The organism is Bradyrhizobium sp. S3.12.5 (assembly GCF_040548225.1).
Taxonomy (GTDB): domain Bacteria; phylum Pseudomonadota; class Alphaproteobacteria; order Rhizobiales; family Xanthobacteraceae; genus Bradyrhizobium; species Bradyrhizobium cytisi.
This window is the reverse complement of the sequence record NZ_JBEPRF010000007.1, coordinates 214,477-231,607: the sequence shown is the minus strand read 5'-3', so window position 1 is coordinate 231,607 and position 17,131 is coordinate 214,477. Positions and strand designations below refer to the sequence as shown.

At 64.3% G+C, this 17,131-nt stretch carries 12 protein-coding genes and 1 pseudogene; 3 read left to right on the top strand and 10 right to left on the bottom strand.

The features are described from left to right. Nucleotides 1–2: 2 nt before the first annotated feature. Genes ABIC09_RS12535 through ABIC09_RS12520 form a run of 4 tightly spaced genes read right to left on the bottom strand, consistent with a single transcriptional unit; the run spans nt 3 to nt 5,923 of the window. Nucleotides 3–1,355 (bottom strand): MFS transporter, encoded by a 1,353-nt coding sequence (locus ABIC09_RS12535; protein ID WP_354109440.1) that lies wholly within the window; start codon nt 1,353–1,355, stop codon nt 3–5. Further along, nucleotides 1,352–1,873: a PRC-barrel domain-containing protein gene (locus tag ABIC09_RS12530; protein ID WP_187434597.1), complete on the bottom strand. Its 522-nt coding sequence runs from the start codon at nt 1,871–1,873 to the stop codon at nt 1,352–1,354. The genes ABIC09_RS12535 and ABIC09_RS12530 overlap by 4 nt, the downstream gene beginning before the upstream one ends. Nucleotides 1,874–1,895: 22 nt before the next feature. Then, nucleotides 1,896–4,100 carry an amylo-alpha-1,6-glucosidase gene (locus tag ABIC09_RS12525; RefSeq protein ID WP_148749016.1) on the bottom strand — a complete coding sequence of 735 codons (2,205 nt, stop codon included), beginning with the start codon at nt 4,098–4,100 and terminating at the stop codon, nt 1,896–1,898. Between the two features lie 59 nt (nt 4,101–4,159). Then, complete coding sequence (locus ABIC09_RS12520) at nt 4,160–5,923, bottom strand: ABC transporter ATP-binding protein (RefSeq protein WP_354086330.1); 1,764 nt, start codon at nt 5,921–5,923, stop codon at nt 4,160–4,162. Between the two features lie 272 nt (nt 5,924–6,195). Here ABIC09_RS12520 and ABIC09_RS12515 point away from each other — a divergent pair, with 272 nt between their 5' ends. Beyond that, the gene (locus tag ABIC09_RS12515) at nt 6,196–7,266 is read left to right on the top strand and encodes a glycosyltransferase family 4 protein (RefSeq protein WP_148749018.1); all 1,071 of its coding nucleotides are present in this window, start codon (nt 6,196–6,198) and stop codon (nt 7,264–7,266) included. Nucleotides 7,267–7,391: 125 nt separating this feature from the next. Here the strand turns inward: ABIC09_RS12515 and ABIC09_RS12510 are convergent, their stop codons facing one another. The 5 genes and pseudogenes from ABIC09_RS12510 to ABIC09_RS12490 form a co-directional block, all read right to left on the bottom strand. Beyond that, on the bottom strand, nt 7,392–9,323 hold the full coding sequence (locus ABIC09_RS12510; RefSeq protein WP_354109439.1) for an alkyl/aryl-sulfatase: 1,932 nt from the start codon (nt 9,321–9,323) through the stop codon (nt 7,392–7,394). Nucleotides 9,324–9,596: 273 nt separating this feature from the next. Then, entirely contained in the window at nt 9,597–10,880 is a 1,284-nt protein-coding gene (locus ABIC09_RS12505) for a TRAP transporter large permease (RefSeq protein ID WP_347340232.1), read from the bottom strand. 243 nt (nt 10,881–11,123) lie between these two features. Then, nucleotides 11,124–11,465 (bottom strand): annotated as a pseudogene (locus ABIC09_RS12500) (TRAP transporter small permease); the annotation flags it as partial. 260 nt (nt 11,466–11,725) lie between these two features. Further along, nucleotides 11,726–12,727, bottom strand: coding sequence for a DctP family TRAP transporter solute-binding subunit (locus tag ABIC09_RS12495; RefSeq protein WP_354109438.1), 1,002 nt, complete (start codon nt 12,725–12,727; stop codon nt 11,726–11,728). A 198-nt stretch (nt 12,728–12,925) separates the two neighbouring features. Next, a complete protein-coding gene (locus tag ABIC09_RS12490) occupies nt 12,926–13,696 on the bottom strand; it encodes a methyltransferase domain-containing protein (protein WP_354109437.1) in 771 nt (256 codons plus the stop codon). Between the two features lie 145 nt (nt 13,697–13,841). On the opposite strand from ABIC09_RS12490, the gene ABIC09_RS12485 reads away from it, so the two are divergent. Continuing rightward, nucleotides 13,842–14,585: an SDR family NAD(P)-dependent oxidoreductase gene (locus ABIC09_RS12485; RefSeq protein WP_148752383.1), complete on the top strand. Its 744-nt coding sequence runs from the start codon at nt 13,842–13,844 to the stop codon at nt 14,583–14,585. A gap of 150 nt (nt 14,586–14,735) precedes the next feature. Here ABIC09_RS12485 and ABIC09_RS12480 read toward each other — a convergent pair whose 3' ends face one another. Then, nucleotides 14,736–15,665 carry a helix-turn-helix domain-containing protein gene (locus ABIC09_RS12480; RefSeq protein WP_354109436.1) on the bottom strand — a complete coding sequence of 310 codons (930 nt, stop codon included), beginning with the start codon at nt 15,663–15,665 and terminating at the stop codon, nt 14,736–14,738. A gap of 514 nt (nt 15,666–16,179) precedes the next feature. On the opposite strand from ABIC09_RS12480, the gene ABIC09_RS12475 reads away from it, so the two are divergent. Further along, a complete protein-coding gene (locus ABIC09_RS12475) occupies nt 16,180–17,130 on the top strand; it encodes a helix-turn-helix transcriptional regulator (RefSeq protein ID WP_354086326.1) in 951 nt (316 codons plus the stop codon). The last annotated feature ends 1 nt before the right edge of the window (nt 17,131 follow it).

Sequence of the window (17,131 nt, the reverse complement as noted above, 5' to 3'; positions counted from 1 at the left end):
GTTCAGCCGGCCATTTCTTTTGTCGCGATCATGCCAGTGCGCCGGGTCTCCGGCATCACGAACAGGATCAGCAACAGCCCGATCGCTGCGATGCTCGCCAGCCCGAGGAACGCGGTGGCATTGCCGAACTTGTCGCTGACATAGCCGCCAAGCGCGGTGCTCAAGGACGCACCGAGGCCGGTCGCGGTGCCGACGATGCCTTGCGCCAGATTGAAATGCCCGCTGCCGAAGGCGACGTCGGCCACGATCAACGGGATCATCACCGCGAACACAGCGGCCGTGAAGCCGTCGAACACCTGCACCAGCACCAGCAGATAGGGATCGCGCACGGTCGCGAACAGCACGCCGCGGATCGCCAGCGCGGCGAAACCGATCAGCAGCAACGGGCGCCGACCCCAAAGCTGCGCCTTGCGCCCGACGGTCGGCGACAGCAGCGCGACGATCGCCTGGGGCACGACGATGCAAAAGGCCACCAGCACCGTCGCCCACTGGCTCGACCGCGCCGTCACGGCGCTTGCCATCAGCGGCATCATCGAGGCGTTTGCGAGCTGCAACAGCAGCACGCTCAGCGCAAAGACGATGAGCGGTTTCTGCCGGATCAGATGCCAGACATTGGTGTCCCCGGGAACCGGCGCCTCGCGTGGCATCTCGCCGTGGCAGCGCGCGATGTCGACCTCCTCCTCGCGGATCCGCGACAGCGCGATCAGGGTCGGGATCGCGAGCAGGAAGCTGACGAGGAATACCGAGCGGCTCGAGAGAAGATAGCCGGCGGTGCCCATCACCGCGGCGGCGACGCCATTGCCGAGCGAGGCAAAACGGGCGTTGCGGCCGAGCCGTTCGCCGATCTTGAGCGGACCGACCAGGCCCAGGCTGATCGCCGCGATCGCCGGGCCCAGCACGCAGCTCGCCGCCGCATGCAAGGTGGCCGCCGCCACCACGACGGGGAAGATCGGCATCGCCGCATAGGCGAGCGCGCAGCAGCCGATGGTCGCGATCGCAAGCGCCGCAACCAGCCGCTCGGATTTCGCGGCGTCGATGATGGCGCCGCCTGGCATCTGACCGATCAGCGCGATAATGCCGCCGATCGACAGCACGAACCCGATCTCGACCTGGGTCCATTTCTGCGTGGTCAGATAGACCGCGATGAAGGGGCCGAAGCCGGTCTGCACGTCCGCGAGGAAGAAGATGAACCAGTCGAGGCCGCGCAGGCTCCGGCGCGACGGCGCCGGAATGCCCGCGATCGATGGCACGCCGGCGAAACTCTCCTGCTCAACGCGGCCGTCGCGATCCTGGGCTCCATGGTTCGGCTTCTTCGACGATGAAAGCACCGGCGGCCATCCCTCCCCGCGCCTCACTGAATCGCTTGCAGCGGTTGCAGGCTACCGGACGCGCCGAGCACGACCATCGGAGTGTCTTCCTTGTATTCCGGCGCGGCTGCGACCTGCGCCTTGGTCAATTCCAGCGTGATACTGTCCTTCTTGTTGGTGATCTTGCCGAAACGAAGCGCATTCCAGTCGACCACGATCTTGCGGCTGCCGACGCCGAGGAAGCCGCCGAAATCGATCACGGCGGCGCGCACATGGCCGGTGAGATCGACGATGACGTCGACGATATGACCCATGTCCTCGTCCGCTGCGCTGCGCACGTCCCGTCCGAGCACGCCATGGGCGTCGCTGGCGCCGATGATGGTCACCGAGGGCGGCGGCGCGGCATCCTTCGGCGTGATCGGCACCACCGAAGCCGGCGACTGCACCGTCGGCGGTGCGTTCGCCTCGGTTGCGGCTGCGGGTTGCTCTTCCGCGGCTCGCGATACGGCAACCGTCAATCCCGCGACGATCGCCACGCTCACGACCAACCATCCGGCGTTACGCATGATCCCTCCTCGCGGCGCGCCGCTAGCGCGCCAGCACGATCGACACCTGGATCTGGCCGCGCGTGCGCAGCACCTCCAGCGCCACGTCGTGGCCGTGGCGGCTGACGCGCAGGTCGACGCTGGATTCGCCCAGCCGCAGATCGCGCAAGATGACCTCGTTCAAGAACGTCGGCAATTGCGGATTGCGCAGCCGGATCTCGCAGCGCGCGACGTCGAACTCGATGCCGAGCGCCGCCTCCAGCAGCGTGAACGGCGTGGCGCTGGCCCAGGCCTGCGGGGCACAGGCGACCGGATAGAGCGTCGGGCCGCGCCGCTTCTCGCGGCGGAAGCCGCAGAACAATTCCGGCAGCCGCCTCAGATCCATGTAGGCCGCGGCGTCGAACAGGCCCTTGAACACATGGGCCACCGAGTGTTTCAGCCCGTAATGGGCGAGCCCGAGCGCGATCAGCGCATTGTCGTGCGGCCAGATCGAGCCGTCGTGATACGACATCGGGTTGTAGCGCACCTCGCCGCGCGCGACGGTGCGAATGCCCCAGCCGGAGAAGAAGTGCGGCCGCATCAGATCGGCAGCCACAAGACGGGCGCGATCCTCCCGGATCATGCCGCTGAACAGCACCTGCCCGGCATTCGAGGTCCGCACCTCGCATCGCCGCTTGTTGCCGTCGAGCGCAAGCGCGTAGGTCCTGAGCTCCTCGCACCAGAACGCCTCTTCGAAGCGCTCGGCGAGCGTCTTGGCCTCCGCCTCAAGCCTCTTCGCGACGTCAGGCTTGCCGAGCTGCAGCGCGCATCGCGCGGCGAGCTGTTTTGCGGCGTAGACATAGCCCTGAACCTCGGCGAGCGCGATGTTGCCCTCCGCGAGCTTGCCGTCGGCATGGAAGATGGCGTCGAAAGAGTCCTTCCAACCCTGGTTGGCGAGCCCCTTTTCGGTGGCGCGCTGGTATTCGACAAAGCCGTCCTGGTCGGGGTCGCCGGGACCGTCGATCCAGGCAAGCCCCGCCTCGATCGCGGGCCACAGCTCGACCAGCGTTGTCTGGTCGCCGGTGCGCTCGAAATAGCGCCCCGCGAGCAGGACGAACAGAGCGGTCGAATCCACGCTGCCGTAATATTGCGAAAACGGCACCTCGCGCAGTGCCGCCATCTCGCCGCCGCGCATCTCATGCAGGATCTTTCCGGGTGCGGCGTCAGCGAGCGGATCGACCGCCTTGGCCTGGAAATGCGCGAGCCGCCGCAGCACGCCCCTGGCGACCCGCGGATCGACCCAGAGCATCTGCAGCGCGGTGATCAGGCCGTCGCGGCCGAACGTCGTCGAATACCAGGGAATGCCGGCATAGGGATAGCGCCCCTGCGGCGTCTCCGTCATCAACATGTTGAGGTCGGCCATGGCCTGGCACAGCACCTCGTTGAAAATGTTGTTGGAGGTCTCGATGCTGGTCGCGCCGATCGTCGACTGCCGCATCTCGCGGCGATGCGCCAAGAGGCTCCTGAAGAAGCGCGCCGGCTTCTCCGCGATCGGCCGGTTGCAGGACACGGCCACGAACAGCGATCTCGCCTCATGTGGATCGAGCTCGAGCTGCCACGTTGCGGCATTCACCGAAAGCCTGGTCGGACGCGGATCGAAATGCAGCCCGGTGGTCCGCTCGACATCGTCGAGACCACGATATTCGAACAGCACGTCTGTCGGCCCGAGCAGCTTGCTGGTGCCGGCGCCGCGGCGCGGACGCCGCTCGCCGCGCACTTCGAACAGATCGGCAAAATCGTTGTCGAACAGCAGCGTCAGCTCGAAGCTGGCGCGCTGCTCGCCGTGGTTCTGCAGCCCAATGCGCTGATACGCCGTGCCGCGCCACAGGAAGATCGTGCGCACGATGTGCAGCAGGTCCTTTTGCAGGACGATGCGGCCCTGGCGGTAAATGTCGGGATTGGTGAGGTCGACCGTTAATCCCGAATTGTCGTCGCGCAGGTTCGAGCCGAGCAGCAACGGCTGGAGATCGTCGAGCACGAGCTCCAGCCGCGCCAGATAGCGCGTGTCATGGTTGAACAAGCCGTCCGGCCCGCCGGCCGACGCTCCGATGTCGCCGTGGCTGTCCAGCACGATAAAAGTGTCATCGTGCTTGAGCGAGCGGCGGGGCCGCGCGGCGGGCCCCGTCATCGGAATGTAGAAGGCCTGCTCCGCGACGGTCTCGACCGTCTGCGATACCGAAATGATCTTGGTTGCGGCTTCGGCTCCCATAAGCTGCTCCCCTGCGGCTTGTTGTTCGAACGCGGCCACGCAAACGCAACTGCCGGGTCTTAGGCGGCGAACTTCGCGAGCCGGCTCATTTCCTGCGTCACCAGCTCACGGTATGGGCCGTGGCCCTGCATCAGGCGGTCGGGCGCGCCGTCCTCGATGATCTTGCCATGCTTCAGCACGATCACCCGGTCGAAATTGCGCAGCGTCGCGAGACGGTGCGCGATCGCGATCACGGTGCGGCCGCGCATCAGGCGCCCCAGCGCCTCGCGGATCGCCTCCTCGGATTCGCTGTCGAGCGCGGCGGTCGCCTCGTCGAGCAGCAGGATCGGCGCGTCCTTGACGAAGGCGCGCGCGATCGCGATCCGCTGGCGCTGGCCACCGGACATCTTCACCCCGCGGTCGCCGACCATGGTGTCGAGACCGTCCGGCAGGCTGTCGATGAAATCGCAGCGCGCCGCGATCGCCGCGCGCAGCACCTCGTCGTCGGTCGCGTTGGGACGGCCGTAACGGATGTTCTCGCGGATCGAGCGATGGAACAGGGAGATGTCCTGCGGCACCACCGAGATCGCTTCGCGCAGGCTCTGCTGCGTCACCTTGGAGATGTCCTGGCCGTCGACAGTCACACTGCCCTCGTCGACATCATAGAAGCGCTGCAGCAGCGTGAACAGGGTCGACTTGCCGCCGCCGGACTGGCCGACCAGGCCGACGCGCTGGCCGGGCTGAAGGCGCAGGCTGAAGCGCTCGAAGATCTTCTCAGCCCCGGGATAGCCGAAGGTCACGTTGTTGAATGCAATCGCGGCACCGCTCTTGACCAGCGGCTCGGCCTCCGGGTGATCGCGCAAATCATGCGGCACCAGCAGCGTGGCGATCGCCTCGGTCAGGCGCGCGACATGCTGGGTGACGTCGACCAGCGCCACCGCAAGATCGCGAGTCGCGCTCAGGATGGAGATGCCGAGGGTACAGACCAGCACCACGTCGCCGGTGGTCGCCTCGCCCTGCTGCCAGAGCGTGACCGCCCAGGCCATCAGCGCAATCGTCAAAATCACGGTCACGGCGGCATGCAACAACCGCAGCTTCTCCAGATAGCGCAGGCTGCGTCCGCGCGCATTGACTTCCCGGTTCACCGTGGCATCGAACCGCTCATGCTCGTGGCCAATGCCGCAGAAGGCGCGGACCAGCGGCATGTTGCTGATGACGTCAATCATCTCGCCGTCGACGGCGGCCGCCTTGTCGGCAAAGTCGTCATGCAACGGTTTGCCGGCCGCGGCCAGATGGAACATCGCGACCACCATGCCGCCGGCGATCACGATCAGGCCGACCGCCATATAAGGGCTCACGGTTCCAATCAACGCGATGGCCGCAATTGTGGCGATGCATGGCGGCAACACATTCCAGATGAACATGTTCTCGACGGTGAACACTGCATTGGATGTGGCCGTAATGCGACTGGTCAGCATGCCCGGCATCCGGTCCGAGAAGTAGCTCGGCGCATGACCGGTCAGATGACGAAATATGTCACGGCGTAAATCGCCCGTGACACGAACAAAGGTGAAGCTCGCTGTCCAGCTCGCGATGCGCCACAGAAAGTTGTCGGCGGCAATCAGCGACATGAGCAGAATGAATGCCAGCCATACGCTACCGCCATGCGAAGTTCCCGCCGACAGGCTGTCGACAAGGGATTTGACGCCGTATTGCGTGCCTACCGAGCAGGCAACTGCCGCAACAACGGCACCCAGGATCACCAGGTGCGACGCCAAACGACGCCGCAGATAGCGCAGAACAAAGGCAAATGGCCTGCGCGCATATCCAGAAAGATGATCCATTCTCTGCGACCCCGTCATGATTTCCATTTTTCTTACTGATCGAGTGAACATCGACCGCTTCGCCTCGGTTCCCGGGCAAAGCCATCACGACATGCGGATACGGACGAACTGAGAAGGGGTGATGGCAGCATCGCGGCCACGCTGCAGTGTGACGAAGAAGTAACGTTAGTTGAGAGGAACTTCGCAAATGCGAGAACGTTCCCTCCCTGGCGTGCCGGTGCCGAACTCGGTAGGGGCTTTAATTTCCATGATCACGCAGAGGAGAAGCTGAGATGCGCATCGCGCAGGTAGCTCCGTTGACGGAGGCTGTTCCACCCAAGCTGTATGGCGGCACCGAGCGGGTGGTGCACTGGTTGACGGAAGAGTTGGTTGCCCTTGGTCACGACGTCACGCTATTTGCCAGCGGCGATTCGCAGACGTCGGCAAAGCTGGATGCCTTATGGCCGCGGGCACTGCGCCTCGATGGTTCCGTGCGCGATCCCAACGCGCTGCACATGGTGCTCCTGGAGCGCGTGCGGCAGAAATGTGACGACGAGGAGTTCGACTTCCTCCACTTCCATCTCGATTATTATCCGTGGTCGCTGTTCCACCGGCAGCCGACACCGTTCCTGACCACGCTGCACGGCCGGCTCGATCTGCCGGAGCATCAGCCTGTCTTCAACACCTTCTCCAAGATGCCTGTCATCTCGATCTCGAATGCACAGCGGCGGCCGGTGCCGCAGGCGAGTTGGGTGACCACGATCCATCACGGCCTGCCGGAGCATCTGCTGACGCCGAGGCCGGCGAAGCAGGAATATCTCGCCGTGCTCGGCCGCATCGCGCCGGAGAAAGGGGTCGACCGCGCCATCAAGATCGCGATGCATTGCGGCATTCCGCTGAAGATTGCGGCCAAGGTCGATCGCGCCGACCAGGACTATTACGACGAGCTGATCAAGCCGATGATCGTGAACAATCCGCTGGTGGATTTCATCGGCGAGATCAGCGATCACGAGAAGTCGGACTTCTTGAGCGGCGCGCTCGGCCTGCTGCTGCCGATCGACTGGCCGGAGCCGTTCGGCCTCGTCATGATCGAGGCCATGGCGTGCGGCACGCCAGTGGTCGCCTTCAACCGCGGCTCGGTGCCGGAAATCATCGACGAAGGCCTCACCGGCTTCGTCGTCGAGGACATCCTCAGCGCAGCCGGCGTCGTCAACCGCCTCGCGCAACTCGACCGCACCGCCATCCGCAGGCAGTTCGAGAAGCGCTTTACCGCGCGGCGGATGGCGCTGGATTATCTCGCGGCCTATCGCGGCCTGACCGAAGCGACCGCGCCACGGATCAAGCTGGTGAGCAGCGCGGAGTAACTCGGCTCTCGTGTCCCGGACGCGCTGCAACGCCCTTAGCGTTGCGGCGCAGAGCCGGGACCCACGCGGCAAGGCACACTCGCGCACCGCTGAAGAAGCGTTGCGCTGCGTCCGGGCAAGAGATCCTACCTCACCACCGCCCGCTTCGGCTCCACAATCTCGAACATCCGCGGGAATTCGTCCATCAGGCCCATCAGCTCGGCAAGCCGCATCGGGTTGCCCGACAGCTTGACCTTGCCGGCGGCGACGGCCTCCGGAAAGCTCGTCAGCTTGGCGATCACCTCATCCAGCGTCGCGCGCGCCAGCGTGAAGCTGGCATCGGCATTGTCGGCCTGCACGCCTTCCGTATAAGTCAGCGCGCAGTTCTCCAGATTGAGCACGAACGTCTCGCCGGTATCGGAAAAGCTCCAGTTCAGCACGATGTGCTTGCCTTCCGCCTTCGGGCCATTGAGGCGGATGCCGAGCACGTCCCAGAGCTGCCCGGTGCGCAGCGCTGCCAGCGTCTCGCGCGGCATCGGTGGACGTGGCGGCGTCTTCGGCATGCCGTGACGCAATTCCTGGGCGCCGAACAGATAGGCATTGCGCCAGGTCGAGCTCTCGGCGGCATAGCCGAGCTGCTCCAGTGTATCCGCCAGCAGCGCGCGCGCAGCCTGATTATCAGGCTCGGCGAAGACGAGATGGCCGAGCGCCTGCGCCACGAAGCGGAATTCGCCCTTGTCAAAATCCGCGCGCGCACGAGCGAGGATCGCATCGGCGCCGCCCATGTACTCGACATATTTCTTGCCCGATTCCACCGGCGGCAGCGGATCGAGATTGACCGGGTTGGCGTCGTACCAGCCGAGATATTTTTGGTAGATCGCTTTCACATTGTGGCGGATGTGACCGTAATAGCCGCGCCCGTGCCAGGCGCCCTCCAGGCTCTTCGGCAACTGGATCGTCTCGGCGATCTCGGCCGCGGTCAGCCCGTGGTTCATCAGGCGGATGGTCTGGTCATGCGCGAACTTGTAGAGGTCGCGCTGCTCGCGGATCATGGTGTCGATGCGCTCACGCCCCCACACCGGCCAGTGATGCTGGCCGCACATCGCCTCGGCCTTGCCGCCCCACAGATGCAGCGCCTCGCCCAGATATTTCGACCAGGCCAGCGCATCGCGCACGTCGGCGCCGCGGAACGGCAGCAGATTGTGAAAATTATGTGTGCAGTTCTCGGCGAGGTTGAGAAGCTTGTAGCGCGGAAGGAAGAAGTGCATCTCCGCCGGCGCTTCGCTGTTCGGCGCCATCTGGAATTCGAACGAGACGCCGTCGATGACGCGCTTGTCGCCGGTCACCATGATCAGGTCGGTCGGACGCAGCAGCGCCACCGATCCCGCCGCCATGGTCTTGCCGAGGCCGCAGTCGACCTGCCCGCGCACGCCTTTGGCCAGGAACGGGCCGAACTGGTATTGCGCCCGGCGCAGCATCGCCGGTCCCGCGATGATGTTCTCGGAGACGGCGTGCTCCATGAACAAATTCGGCGCGATGATCGGCACGCGCCCCGTCGCCAGTGCATCCTCCTCCAGCACGCCGCGCGCGCCACCCCAGTGATCAGTATGCGTGTGGGTGAAGATCACTGCCGCGACCGGCCGCTGGCCGCGATGCCTGAAGTAGAGATCGAGCGCGGCGCGCGCGCCTTCGATCGAGGTCAGGGTATCCACCACGATGACGCCGCTGTCGCCCTCGATCAGCGTCATGTTGGCGATGTCGAGCCCACGCACCTGGTAGACACCGGGCACGACCTCGAACAGGCCGTGCTGCATGTTGAGCCGCGACTGCCGCCACAGGCTGGGATTGACCGTCGGTGGCGCCTCATCGGTGGACAGAAAGCCATAGGGCTCGAGGCTCCAGACCGTCCGCCCCTGCGGGTTCGCAATCTTCGCCTGCTCGATGGTGCCGAGGAAGCCGCGCGCAGCGTCGTCGAAATCCCGCGTGTCGGAAAACGGCAGCGCATTCAGCATCGCCGTTTGCTGCGCAATCACGGACGGCGTTGCGTCCTTCGGCTCATTGCTGGAAATCCCGGTCATTTGCATCCTCCCGGCCTGACGCGCGGCATCTAACCGCATCTCGCGGCCGATTGCCATCGTGAGGAGGACAAAGTGACGAACGCAGGCGCCTCTTCCCTTCTCCCCTTGTGGGAGAAGGTGGCGCGAAGCGCCGGATGAGGGGTTCTCTCTGCTCGCAAGACTGTTCGTGAGGATAGATACCCCTCACCCGGCTTCGCTGTCGCGAAGCCACCCTCTCCCCTTGTGGGCCCACAAGGGGAGAGGGTGCACCGTTAGCGCCGCCGCTTGCGCGCCTCAATGCATCCCCAGCACCCGCGGCAGCCACAGCGTCAGATCGGGCCAGTAGGTCACGATGACGAGGAAGCCGAGCATGGTGAGAAGCCACGGCATCACCGCTCCCGCCAGATCGGTGATGCGCATTCGCGCGATCATCGATGCGACGTAGAGGTTCAAGCCGACCGGCGGATGGCAGAGGCCGACCTCCATGTTGACGTCCATGACGATGCCGAAATGGACGAGGTCGATGCCGAGCTTCTTGGCGGCCGGCGCCAGGATCGGCGCCATGATCAGGATGATCGAGTTCGGCTCCATGAAGTTGCCGGCGAGCAGCAGCAGCACGTTGACGACCAGCAGGAAGCCGACCCAGCCGAGGTTCTGCGCCGCGATCCAGTCGGCCAAGGTCGCTGGCAGGTTCTCATTGGAAAGCACGAAGGAGAACAGCACCGCGTTGGTGACGATGTAGAGCAGCATCGCGCTGGTGTTGGCGGCGCGCAGCAGCACCCGCGGCACGTCCACTATCTTGATGGCCTTGTAGACGAACACGGCGATGATGAAGGAATAGACCGCGGCCATCGCGGCGGCTTCGGTGGCGGTGAACAGGCCGCTATAGATGCCGCCGATGATGATGACGACCAGCATCAGGCCCCAGATGCTCTCGCGAAAGGCGTGGAGCGTCTCGCCCCAGGTCGCCTTCTGCATCCGGGGATAGTCGCGTTTGCGCGCGAGCCACCAAGTGACGATGCAGAGCATCGTCGTCAGCAGCATGCCTGGCAGCAGACCGGCAACGAACAGCGCGCCGATCGAGGTGTTGGTCGAGACCGCATAGACGATCTTCGGGATCGACGGCAGCATCAATATGCCGAGCGAGCCGGCGACCGTGATGATGCCGGCGCCGAAGCGCATGGGATAGCCGTGGCGGACCATCTCGGGCAGCACGATGGCGCCGATCGCGGCGACCGTCGCCACGCTCGAGCCGCACACCAGTGCGAACATCGCGCAGGCGACGATGCCGGCGAGCCCCAGGCCGCCATGCCAGTGCCCGATCAGCGAGGTCGCGAAATTGATCATGCGGCGCGCGACGCCGCCATGGGTCAGGAAATTTCCGGCGAGGATGAAGAACGGGATCGCCATGATCTCGAAGCCCTCGATGCCCGTGAAGAGCTTCATCGAGACGGCTTCGATCGGCACTGTCGTCAGCGTGAACAGGAACGTCATCACGGTGAGGCCGAGCGCGATCGAGACCGGAATGCCGGTCAGCATCAGCGCGATCAGCAGCGCGAACACCGTGAAGGCGCGCAGCCAATGCGGCAGCACGATGAAGCCGGTCTTCTCGCCAAGGCAGAGCGCGAAGATCAGGATCGGCGCCATGATCAGGATCACGCCGAGCGGCGAGACTTTGCGGGAAGCCGCCTTCGTAGCAGTGCCGGCGGGCTGCGGATGCAGCGCCGGCGAAACAGCGGCCTCCACGCCTTCGACATGGGTCTCGTCATGATGCGGCAGATCGCCGGTCCAGTAATAGAACCAGGAGACCTGAAGAAAGCGGAAGCACATCAACCCGGAGCCGAGCGGGATCGCCAGATAGACGAACCACATCGGCGCTTCCAGGTCGTTGGACTGCTGCCCGGTGTGGAACATCTCGCGCACGAAGGAGGCGCCGAAAGCGGCGATCATGCCGGTGAACAGCGCGCCGCACAGCAGCGAGAACAGGATCACATGCTTGCGCGAATACTCGGGCAGGCGGTTGACGAGCAGATCGACACCGACATGGATGCCGGTGCGCACGCCATAGGCCGCGCCGAACTTCGCCATCCAGATGAACATGTAGATGCAGAGTTCCTGCGCCCAGGACAGATCGAGCTCGGACAGGAAGGTGAACACCGCCATCGACAGCGACGCGAGCCAGGTCATCCCGTGCGCGGCCGCCCATCGCGAGAACACGATCGATTCGCCGGCACCATAACGGTGCACCACCGCGATGAAGATCAGGCCGGTTGCAGCCGCAATGAGCGTCGCGATCAACCATTCTTCGAGATGATTGAGCCCCTGGTTCAGCACGCGAAGCAAATCAAAGTCCCCCTATCGATACGAAACGGTCGGGAGTGCATACACTCCCGACCGTTGGTATTGTTCTCCCGGAAAACGCGTCAGTTCATCTTGACGTCGAGCTCCTTGGCGACGAGATCGAGCACTTCCTGCCCGACCCGGCCTTTAGCCCATTTGTAGGTCGGCTGCATCGCCTCCTGCCACGCCTTGCGATCGGCGTCGGTGAGATAATGCAGCGTGGTCTTGCCCGTCTTCTTGATCTCGGCCAGCGCGTCCTCGTTTTCCTGGTGCGCGATCTGGTTGGTATAATCGGTCGCGTCCGCCATCGCCTTCTCGAGCTGGGCGCGGATGTCAGGCGGCAGGCCGGACCAGAATTTCGAGTTGACGATGACGGCGTATTGCAGATGCGCGTGATAGGACACGGTGATGTCCTTCTGCACCTCGTAGAACTTCTGCGTTAGATAGTTGGACGCCGTGTTCTCGCAGCCGTCGACCACGCCGGTCTGCAGCGCCTGGTAGACTTCCGAGAACGCCATGATCTGCGGGATCGAGCCCATCAGGCGGAAATACTGGTCGGCGATCTTCGATCCGGAGATGCGGAATTTCAGGCCCTTGAAATCTTCCGGCTTCATCAGCGGACGGCTCGACGACACCATGTGGAAGCCGTTGTCCCAATAGGCGAGACCGGTGATGCCCTTGGCTTCCAGCTTCTGGAACAGCCATTTGCCGACCGTGCCCTTCATCGCATTGGAATAGGTCGCGTCGTCCTTGAACAGCCAGGGCAGGTCGAGCGCCTCGAATTCCTTGATGCCGAGCGGCGCGAATTTCGCGGTCGATGGTGCGAGCATCTGCACCGACCCGAGCTGAAGCGCCTCGATCTCCTCCTTGTCCTTGTAGAGCGAGGAGTTCGGATAGATTTCGATCTTGACCTTGCCGTCGGTGTACTTCTCGGCGAGCTCCTTGAACTTCAGCGCGCCCTTGCCCTTCGGGGTATCGTTGGCGACGACGTGGCTGAACTTGATGATGATCGGGCTCTGCGCCTGCGCAACAGCAGGGGCCAGAGCGAACGCGGCTGCGGCGACCGCAAAGAGCAGCTTGCGCATGAAGGACCTCCCCAACAACCTCGGAAACCGGGTGCTTTTTGTTTTACGGTTCCAGTAGTGGCAGCAATCCGGACCCCGAACAACTAGACCTAAGCCCAATTTGCCGCAGCGAAGCTATCTTGATGGCGGCCGCATGCGCAACCCGACGCCCGCTCCGGCCGCTCCCAGCGAGCGCTTATGTCGCATCGCCGAAGGACATTAACCCTTGCGCTGGGCAACCATGAACAGCCGACGGAACGGGAATAGTGTCTGCCCCGCGGCGTTCTTCGGATAGGCCTTCGCCACTCGCATCCCGTAGGCCGCTTCGAACGCGGCCTTCTCATCGCCCTCGAGCACGTCGAGATAGCGCGTCAGCCAGGTGCCCTTGGTCCATTCCTTCACGGGATTGTCGCCTTCGAGAACCTGGAGGTATTCGGTCTCCCAGATGTCGATGTTCTGCGCCAGCGGCGCAAGCAAATCGTGATAGAAGGCCGGCCCCTCGACCGGCGGCGGCGTCACGAGGTGCTCGACCGTGGACCGCCAGGGCCCGCTCAGGGCGGTCTCGCCGATCAGCACATGCGAAGGCGCCAGGAAGTTGCGCGGCATTTGCACCGCAAGCATGCCGCCGGGCGCGACCTTCTCCATCACCGACGGGAAGAGTGCCGCATGATCGGGCAGCCAGTGCAGTGCGGCATTGGAATAGACGACGTCATATTGCTTGACGGGGCGCCAATGACCGAGATCCTCATGTGACCATTCCACATCAGGCGCGGCTTTGCGCCCCGCAGCAACCATCTCGGCCGAGCCCTCGACCCCGGTCACCGCGGCGGACGGCCAGCGCTCCCTGATCAGCTTGGTGACATTGCCGGCGCCGGCACCGAGGTCGGCGACCTCGCGAGGACCGAGATCCGGAATCCGCATCAGCAGGTCCAGCGCGGGCCGGAGCCGGTGGCCGGAAAATTTCAGATATTGCTGCGGATCCCACACCATAACCTGCGCCTTTTCTTTTTCGTATTTCCTTCGTGGTCACCCTTGGTTACCACTGCTCGTCCCGGTCGGGCAAATCGCCGCACCCGGGACAGGGCAGGAAACCAACGGCCAACGAACGAAAAAAGCAAACAAGAGAGCTGTGACCATGGACCTCGGGCTGAAATCGAAAACCGCTGTCGTCACCGGCGCGAGCATCGGCATCGGCCGCGCCATCGCCAAGGGCCTCGCGGCCGAAGGCGTACGCGTCGTCGGCGTGGCGCGGCGGACCGATCTGCTTGCCGAACTTGTGAAGGAGGTCGGCGGCGGGCTGATCACGCCATTCGCGCAGGACGTGATGGCCAAGGACGCGGCGGAGAAGATCTCGGCCTTCGCGCTAAGGGAGTTCGGCCATGTCGATATTCTCATCAACAATGCCGGCGGCAGCCGCCCCCTGCCGGTCGATGCGCCCGACAGCCAATGGGACGAGGCGATCGCGCTGAACTTCACCAGCTACCGCCGCATCGCGCATGCGTTGCTGCCGCAGATGATCGAACGCAAATGGGGCCGCATCGTCAACATCACCGGCAAGTCCGAGCCGGAGGGCCTCAACGCGGCCTTCGCGGCGAAGGCCGCCGTGCACGCCTGGGCCAAGGGCCTGTCGCGCGAGATCGGCGAGCACGGCATCACCATCAATTGCATTCCGCCCGGCCGTATCATGAGCGAGCAGATCCGCCGCAACTATCCGCCGGATTACCGCGAGCGTTTTGCGGAGGAGGAGATTCCGGTCGGATATTGGGGCGAGCCGGAAGACCTCGCGGCGCTCGCGGTGTTTCTGGCCTCACCGGTCGCGCGCTACATCACGGGAACGGTGATCCCGGTGGATGGGGGCTTGAGACGGTATCAATTCTGAGTTTCGCCTTCGCCACGCCTATGGTGCGCCCCTAGCCTCGCAGCATCCGCATCGTCATTGCGAGCGCAGCGAAGCAATCCAGAATCCCGCCGCAGTGACAGTCTGGATTGCTTCGCTGCGCTCGCAATGACGGAGTGCATCCGACGCAGATCATGCGTCGCGGCTTACCGTTCCCAGCGCATCGCGCCGCCATGCACCCGGGCTGACCCCTGTCGTCGCCGAGAAGACCCGCGTGAAGTGGCTCTGGTTGGCAAAGCCGGCCGAAATCGCAACCTCGGACAGCGACAGGCCGCGCACGCTCATCAAGCGCTTGGCGGTTCTCACGCGCTGATGCAGAAGCCAGCGATAGGGTGGCAGGCCGGTCGAAGCGCGAAACGCGCGCGAGAAATGACTGACCGATAGGCCGAGTTCGGCCGCGATGGTCTGCAGCGGCAGTTTGCCATTGAGGTCCGACTCGAGCTTGTCGCAGGCGCGCGCCAGCTGCCATGGGGCAAGTGCGCCCCGGCCGGTCTCGGCCTTGTGCCTGTAGCCTCCATAGGCCTGAGCGACGTGCGCGGTCAGCGCCAGCATCATGTGATCGATGAAGAGCTGGTTGGCCTCATCAGGCCGGCGCAGCCCCGCGCGCAGGGACGCGCCGATATGTCGGATGATTGCGTCATCGTGCCCGACAAGCCCGCAATCCAGCGCATCGATGCGTCGGGCCCCCGATTGATCGGCGAGTCCGTCGAGGGCCGAACGCGGCACGTAGAAATGGAGAGAATGAAGCGGTTTGTCGATCACGTAACGCGGGTCGGCCTTGAGATCGTAGAGATAGGTCGTCCCGGCGTGAACATCCGCTTTCTTGATGTGACGGCCCTGCTCCCAGAGCTCGCAGTCCGGATAGTCGCGCAGCTTGAGGCTGACGAGATAGGCATCTTCGGCAGCGAGCGAGCCGGAAAGGCCCGGCACAGGATTGTCGTTGCGTGTTTCGGTGACCGCAATCTCGGTGCCGCGCAGCGAGCGGGTCACCAGCGAGGGCGGCGCTTCCGCGAGGCGAAGGAAGTCTCCGAGCCGTTCGCCGTAAGCGCCTGTCCTGGTCATCGGATGTCTCTTCTGTGAAGGTCCAAAGAAAGGACCAAGAGCAGGCCACAGCGTCCTGCCATTTCGAGAACAGTATATCGGCTATCCACCCATTGCTGTCCACGACCGACGACGTCGCACCCGGCAAGGCCTGCGCGCTCGCCCCAGCGCGACCGGTATCAAAATTTTCCAATCATTTCATAACGATCCGGTTCGCGCCTTGACGACCTGAGGGTGTCGTCGACCGAAACGCGGCGATCACGACTTTTCACAAACGCACGCAAGCTGCACGCGTGAGGCATCCTGGGAGCAGGATCAGGCAACGCAGGGCAGCATCAGGAAAGACGCGGGCCTTCGTGCCGCCTAGAACCCGCAAATCAACGGTGCCTGAGCTGCAACGGATCGCCTTCGGCCCCCCGCCCATTCGTTGAGCAGGGATCGCCAGACCGGCCCGTTCGGCTCCGCCATGCGGCGGCCGACGCCATGATCGCGAAGTCGCGCACCCAGCGACGCGCCCCCAATACGAGCAAAGTCCATGAGCAAGATTGTGTTGCGTGAATCTTCGAATGAAATTCCCGCCGTGTCTCAGGTACGGCGCGACGCCCCGTCGGCCGGCGACCGGCCCCCTGCCGAAGTCGAGATGGCCCGCGTGCTCGGAACGGTGCCTTTCCGTATGGCATTGGATTCGTCCGGCGCAGGGATTGCGCACTGGAAGCACGAGCCATTGCACGACATCGTCGCGCCCATGGGCCACCACGTCATCATGGCTTACAACTGCTCGGTCCAGCGGATGGAGCGGCGGTCCGGACGATCCGTCGCGATCGGGACGTTTCGCCCCGGCGTGGTGACCATCATTCCCGAAGGATCGAGCTCGCGGTGGGACATTCCAAAGCCCGTCGACGTCGTCCAGCTCTATCTTCCACAGGCAACGCTGACGCGTGTTGCGGACGAAGCCAAAGCCGGAGCGCCGGCCGATCTTCTGGAGCGGACCGCCCATCCCGATCCCGTGACGTCCCGATTGCTCCTGAGTGCGGCGGATGTGCTGGAAGGCAATGAGGCGCTGGATACGCTGTTCAGGCAGCAACTGATGGATTTGCTGGCGACGCGCCTTCTCGCTGCGCACAGCGGCTCGCCGAACATAATCGCGCCGGTCAGGGGCGGGCTGGCGCCGAAGACGCTGCTTCGCGCGATCGAGCGCCTGCGCTCGGACAGCGATGACGACGTCTCGCTCGGGGCGCTTGCTGCGGAGGCCGGCCTGTCGCGCTTTCACTTCTGCCGCGCATTCAAGGACAGCACCGGGCTTTCCCCTCATGCCTGGCTGCGCCAGCACCGGCTTGAGCAGGCCATGAACATGCTGCGCGACACCGAATTGTCCGTCGTCTCGGTCGCGGCGACGCTCGGCTACGCCTCGCAGACCGCCTTTGCCGCCGCGTTTCGAAAGTTGACCGGGGAATCGCCGAGCGATTGGCGGCGGCGGGCGCGTTAGC

Coding starts and splice junctions, on each gene's coding strand:
- ABIC09_RS12530 (WP_187434597.1), bottom strand. CDS start 1,873: ATGCGTAACGCCGGATGGTTGGTCGTGAGCGTGGCGATCGTCGCGGGA.
- ABIC09_RS12485 (WP_148752383.1), top strand. CDS start 13,842: ATGGACCTCGGGCTGAAATCGAAAACCGCTGTCGTCACCGGCGCGAGC.
- ABIC09_RS12490 (WP_354109437.1), bottom strand. CDS start 13,696: ATGGTGTGGGATCCGCAGCAATATCTGAAATTTTCCGGCCACCGGCTC.
- ABIC09_RS12495 (WP_354109438.1), bottom strand. CDS start 12,727: ATGCGCAAGCTGCTCTTTGCGGTCGCCGCAGCCGCGTTCGCTCTGGCC.
- ABIC09_RS12480 (WP_354109436.1), bottom strand. CDS start 15,665: ATGACCAGGACAGGCGCTTACGGCGAACGGCTCGGAGACTTCCTTCGC.
- ABIC09_RS12520 (WP_354086330.1), bottom strand. CDS start 5,923: ATGGATCATCTTTCTGGATATGCGCGCAGGCCATTTGCCTTTGTTCTG.
- ABIC09_RS12525 (WP_148749016.1), bottom strand. CDS start 4,100: ATGGGAGCCGAAGCCGCAACCAAGATCATTTCGGTATCGCAGACGGTC.
- ABIC09_RS12510 (WP_354109439.1), bottom strand. CDS start 9,323: ATGACCGGGATTTCCAGCAATGAGCCGAAGGACGCAACGCCGTCCGTG.
- ABIC09_RS12475 (WP_354086326.1), top strand. CDS start 16,180: ATGAGCAAGATTGTGTTGCGTGAATCTTCGAATGAAATTCCCGCCGTG.
- ABIC09_RS12515 (WP_148749018.1), top strand. CDS start 6,196: ATGCGCATCGCGCAGGTAGCTCCGTTGACGGAGGCTGTTCCACCCAAG.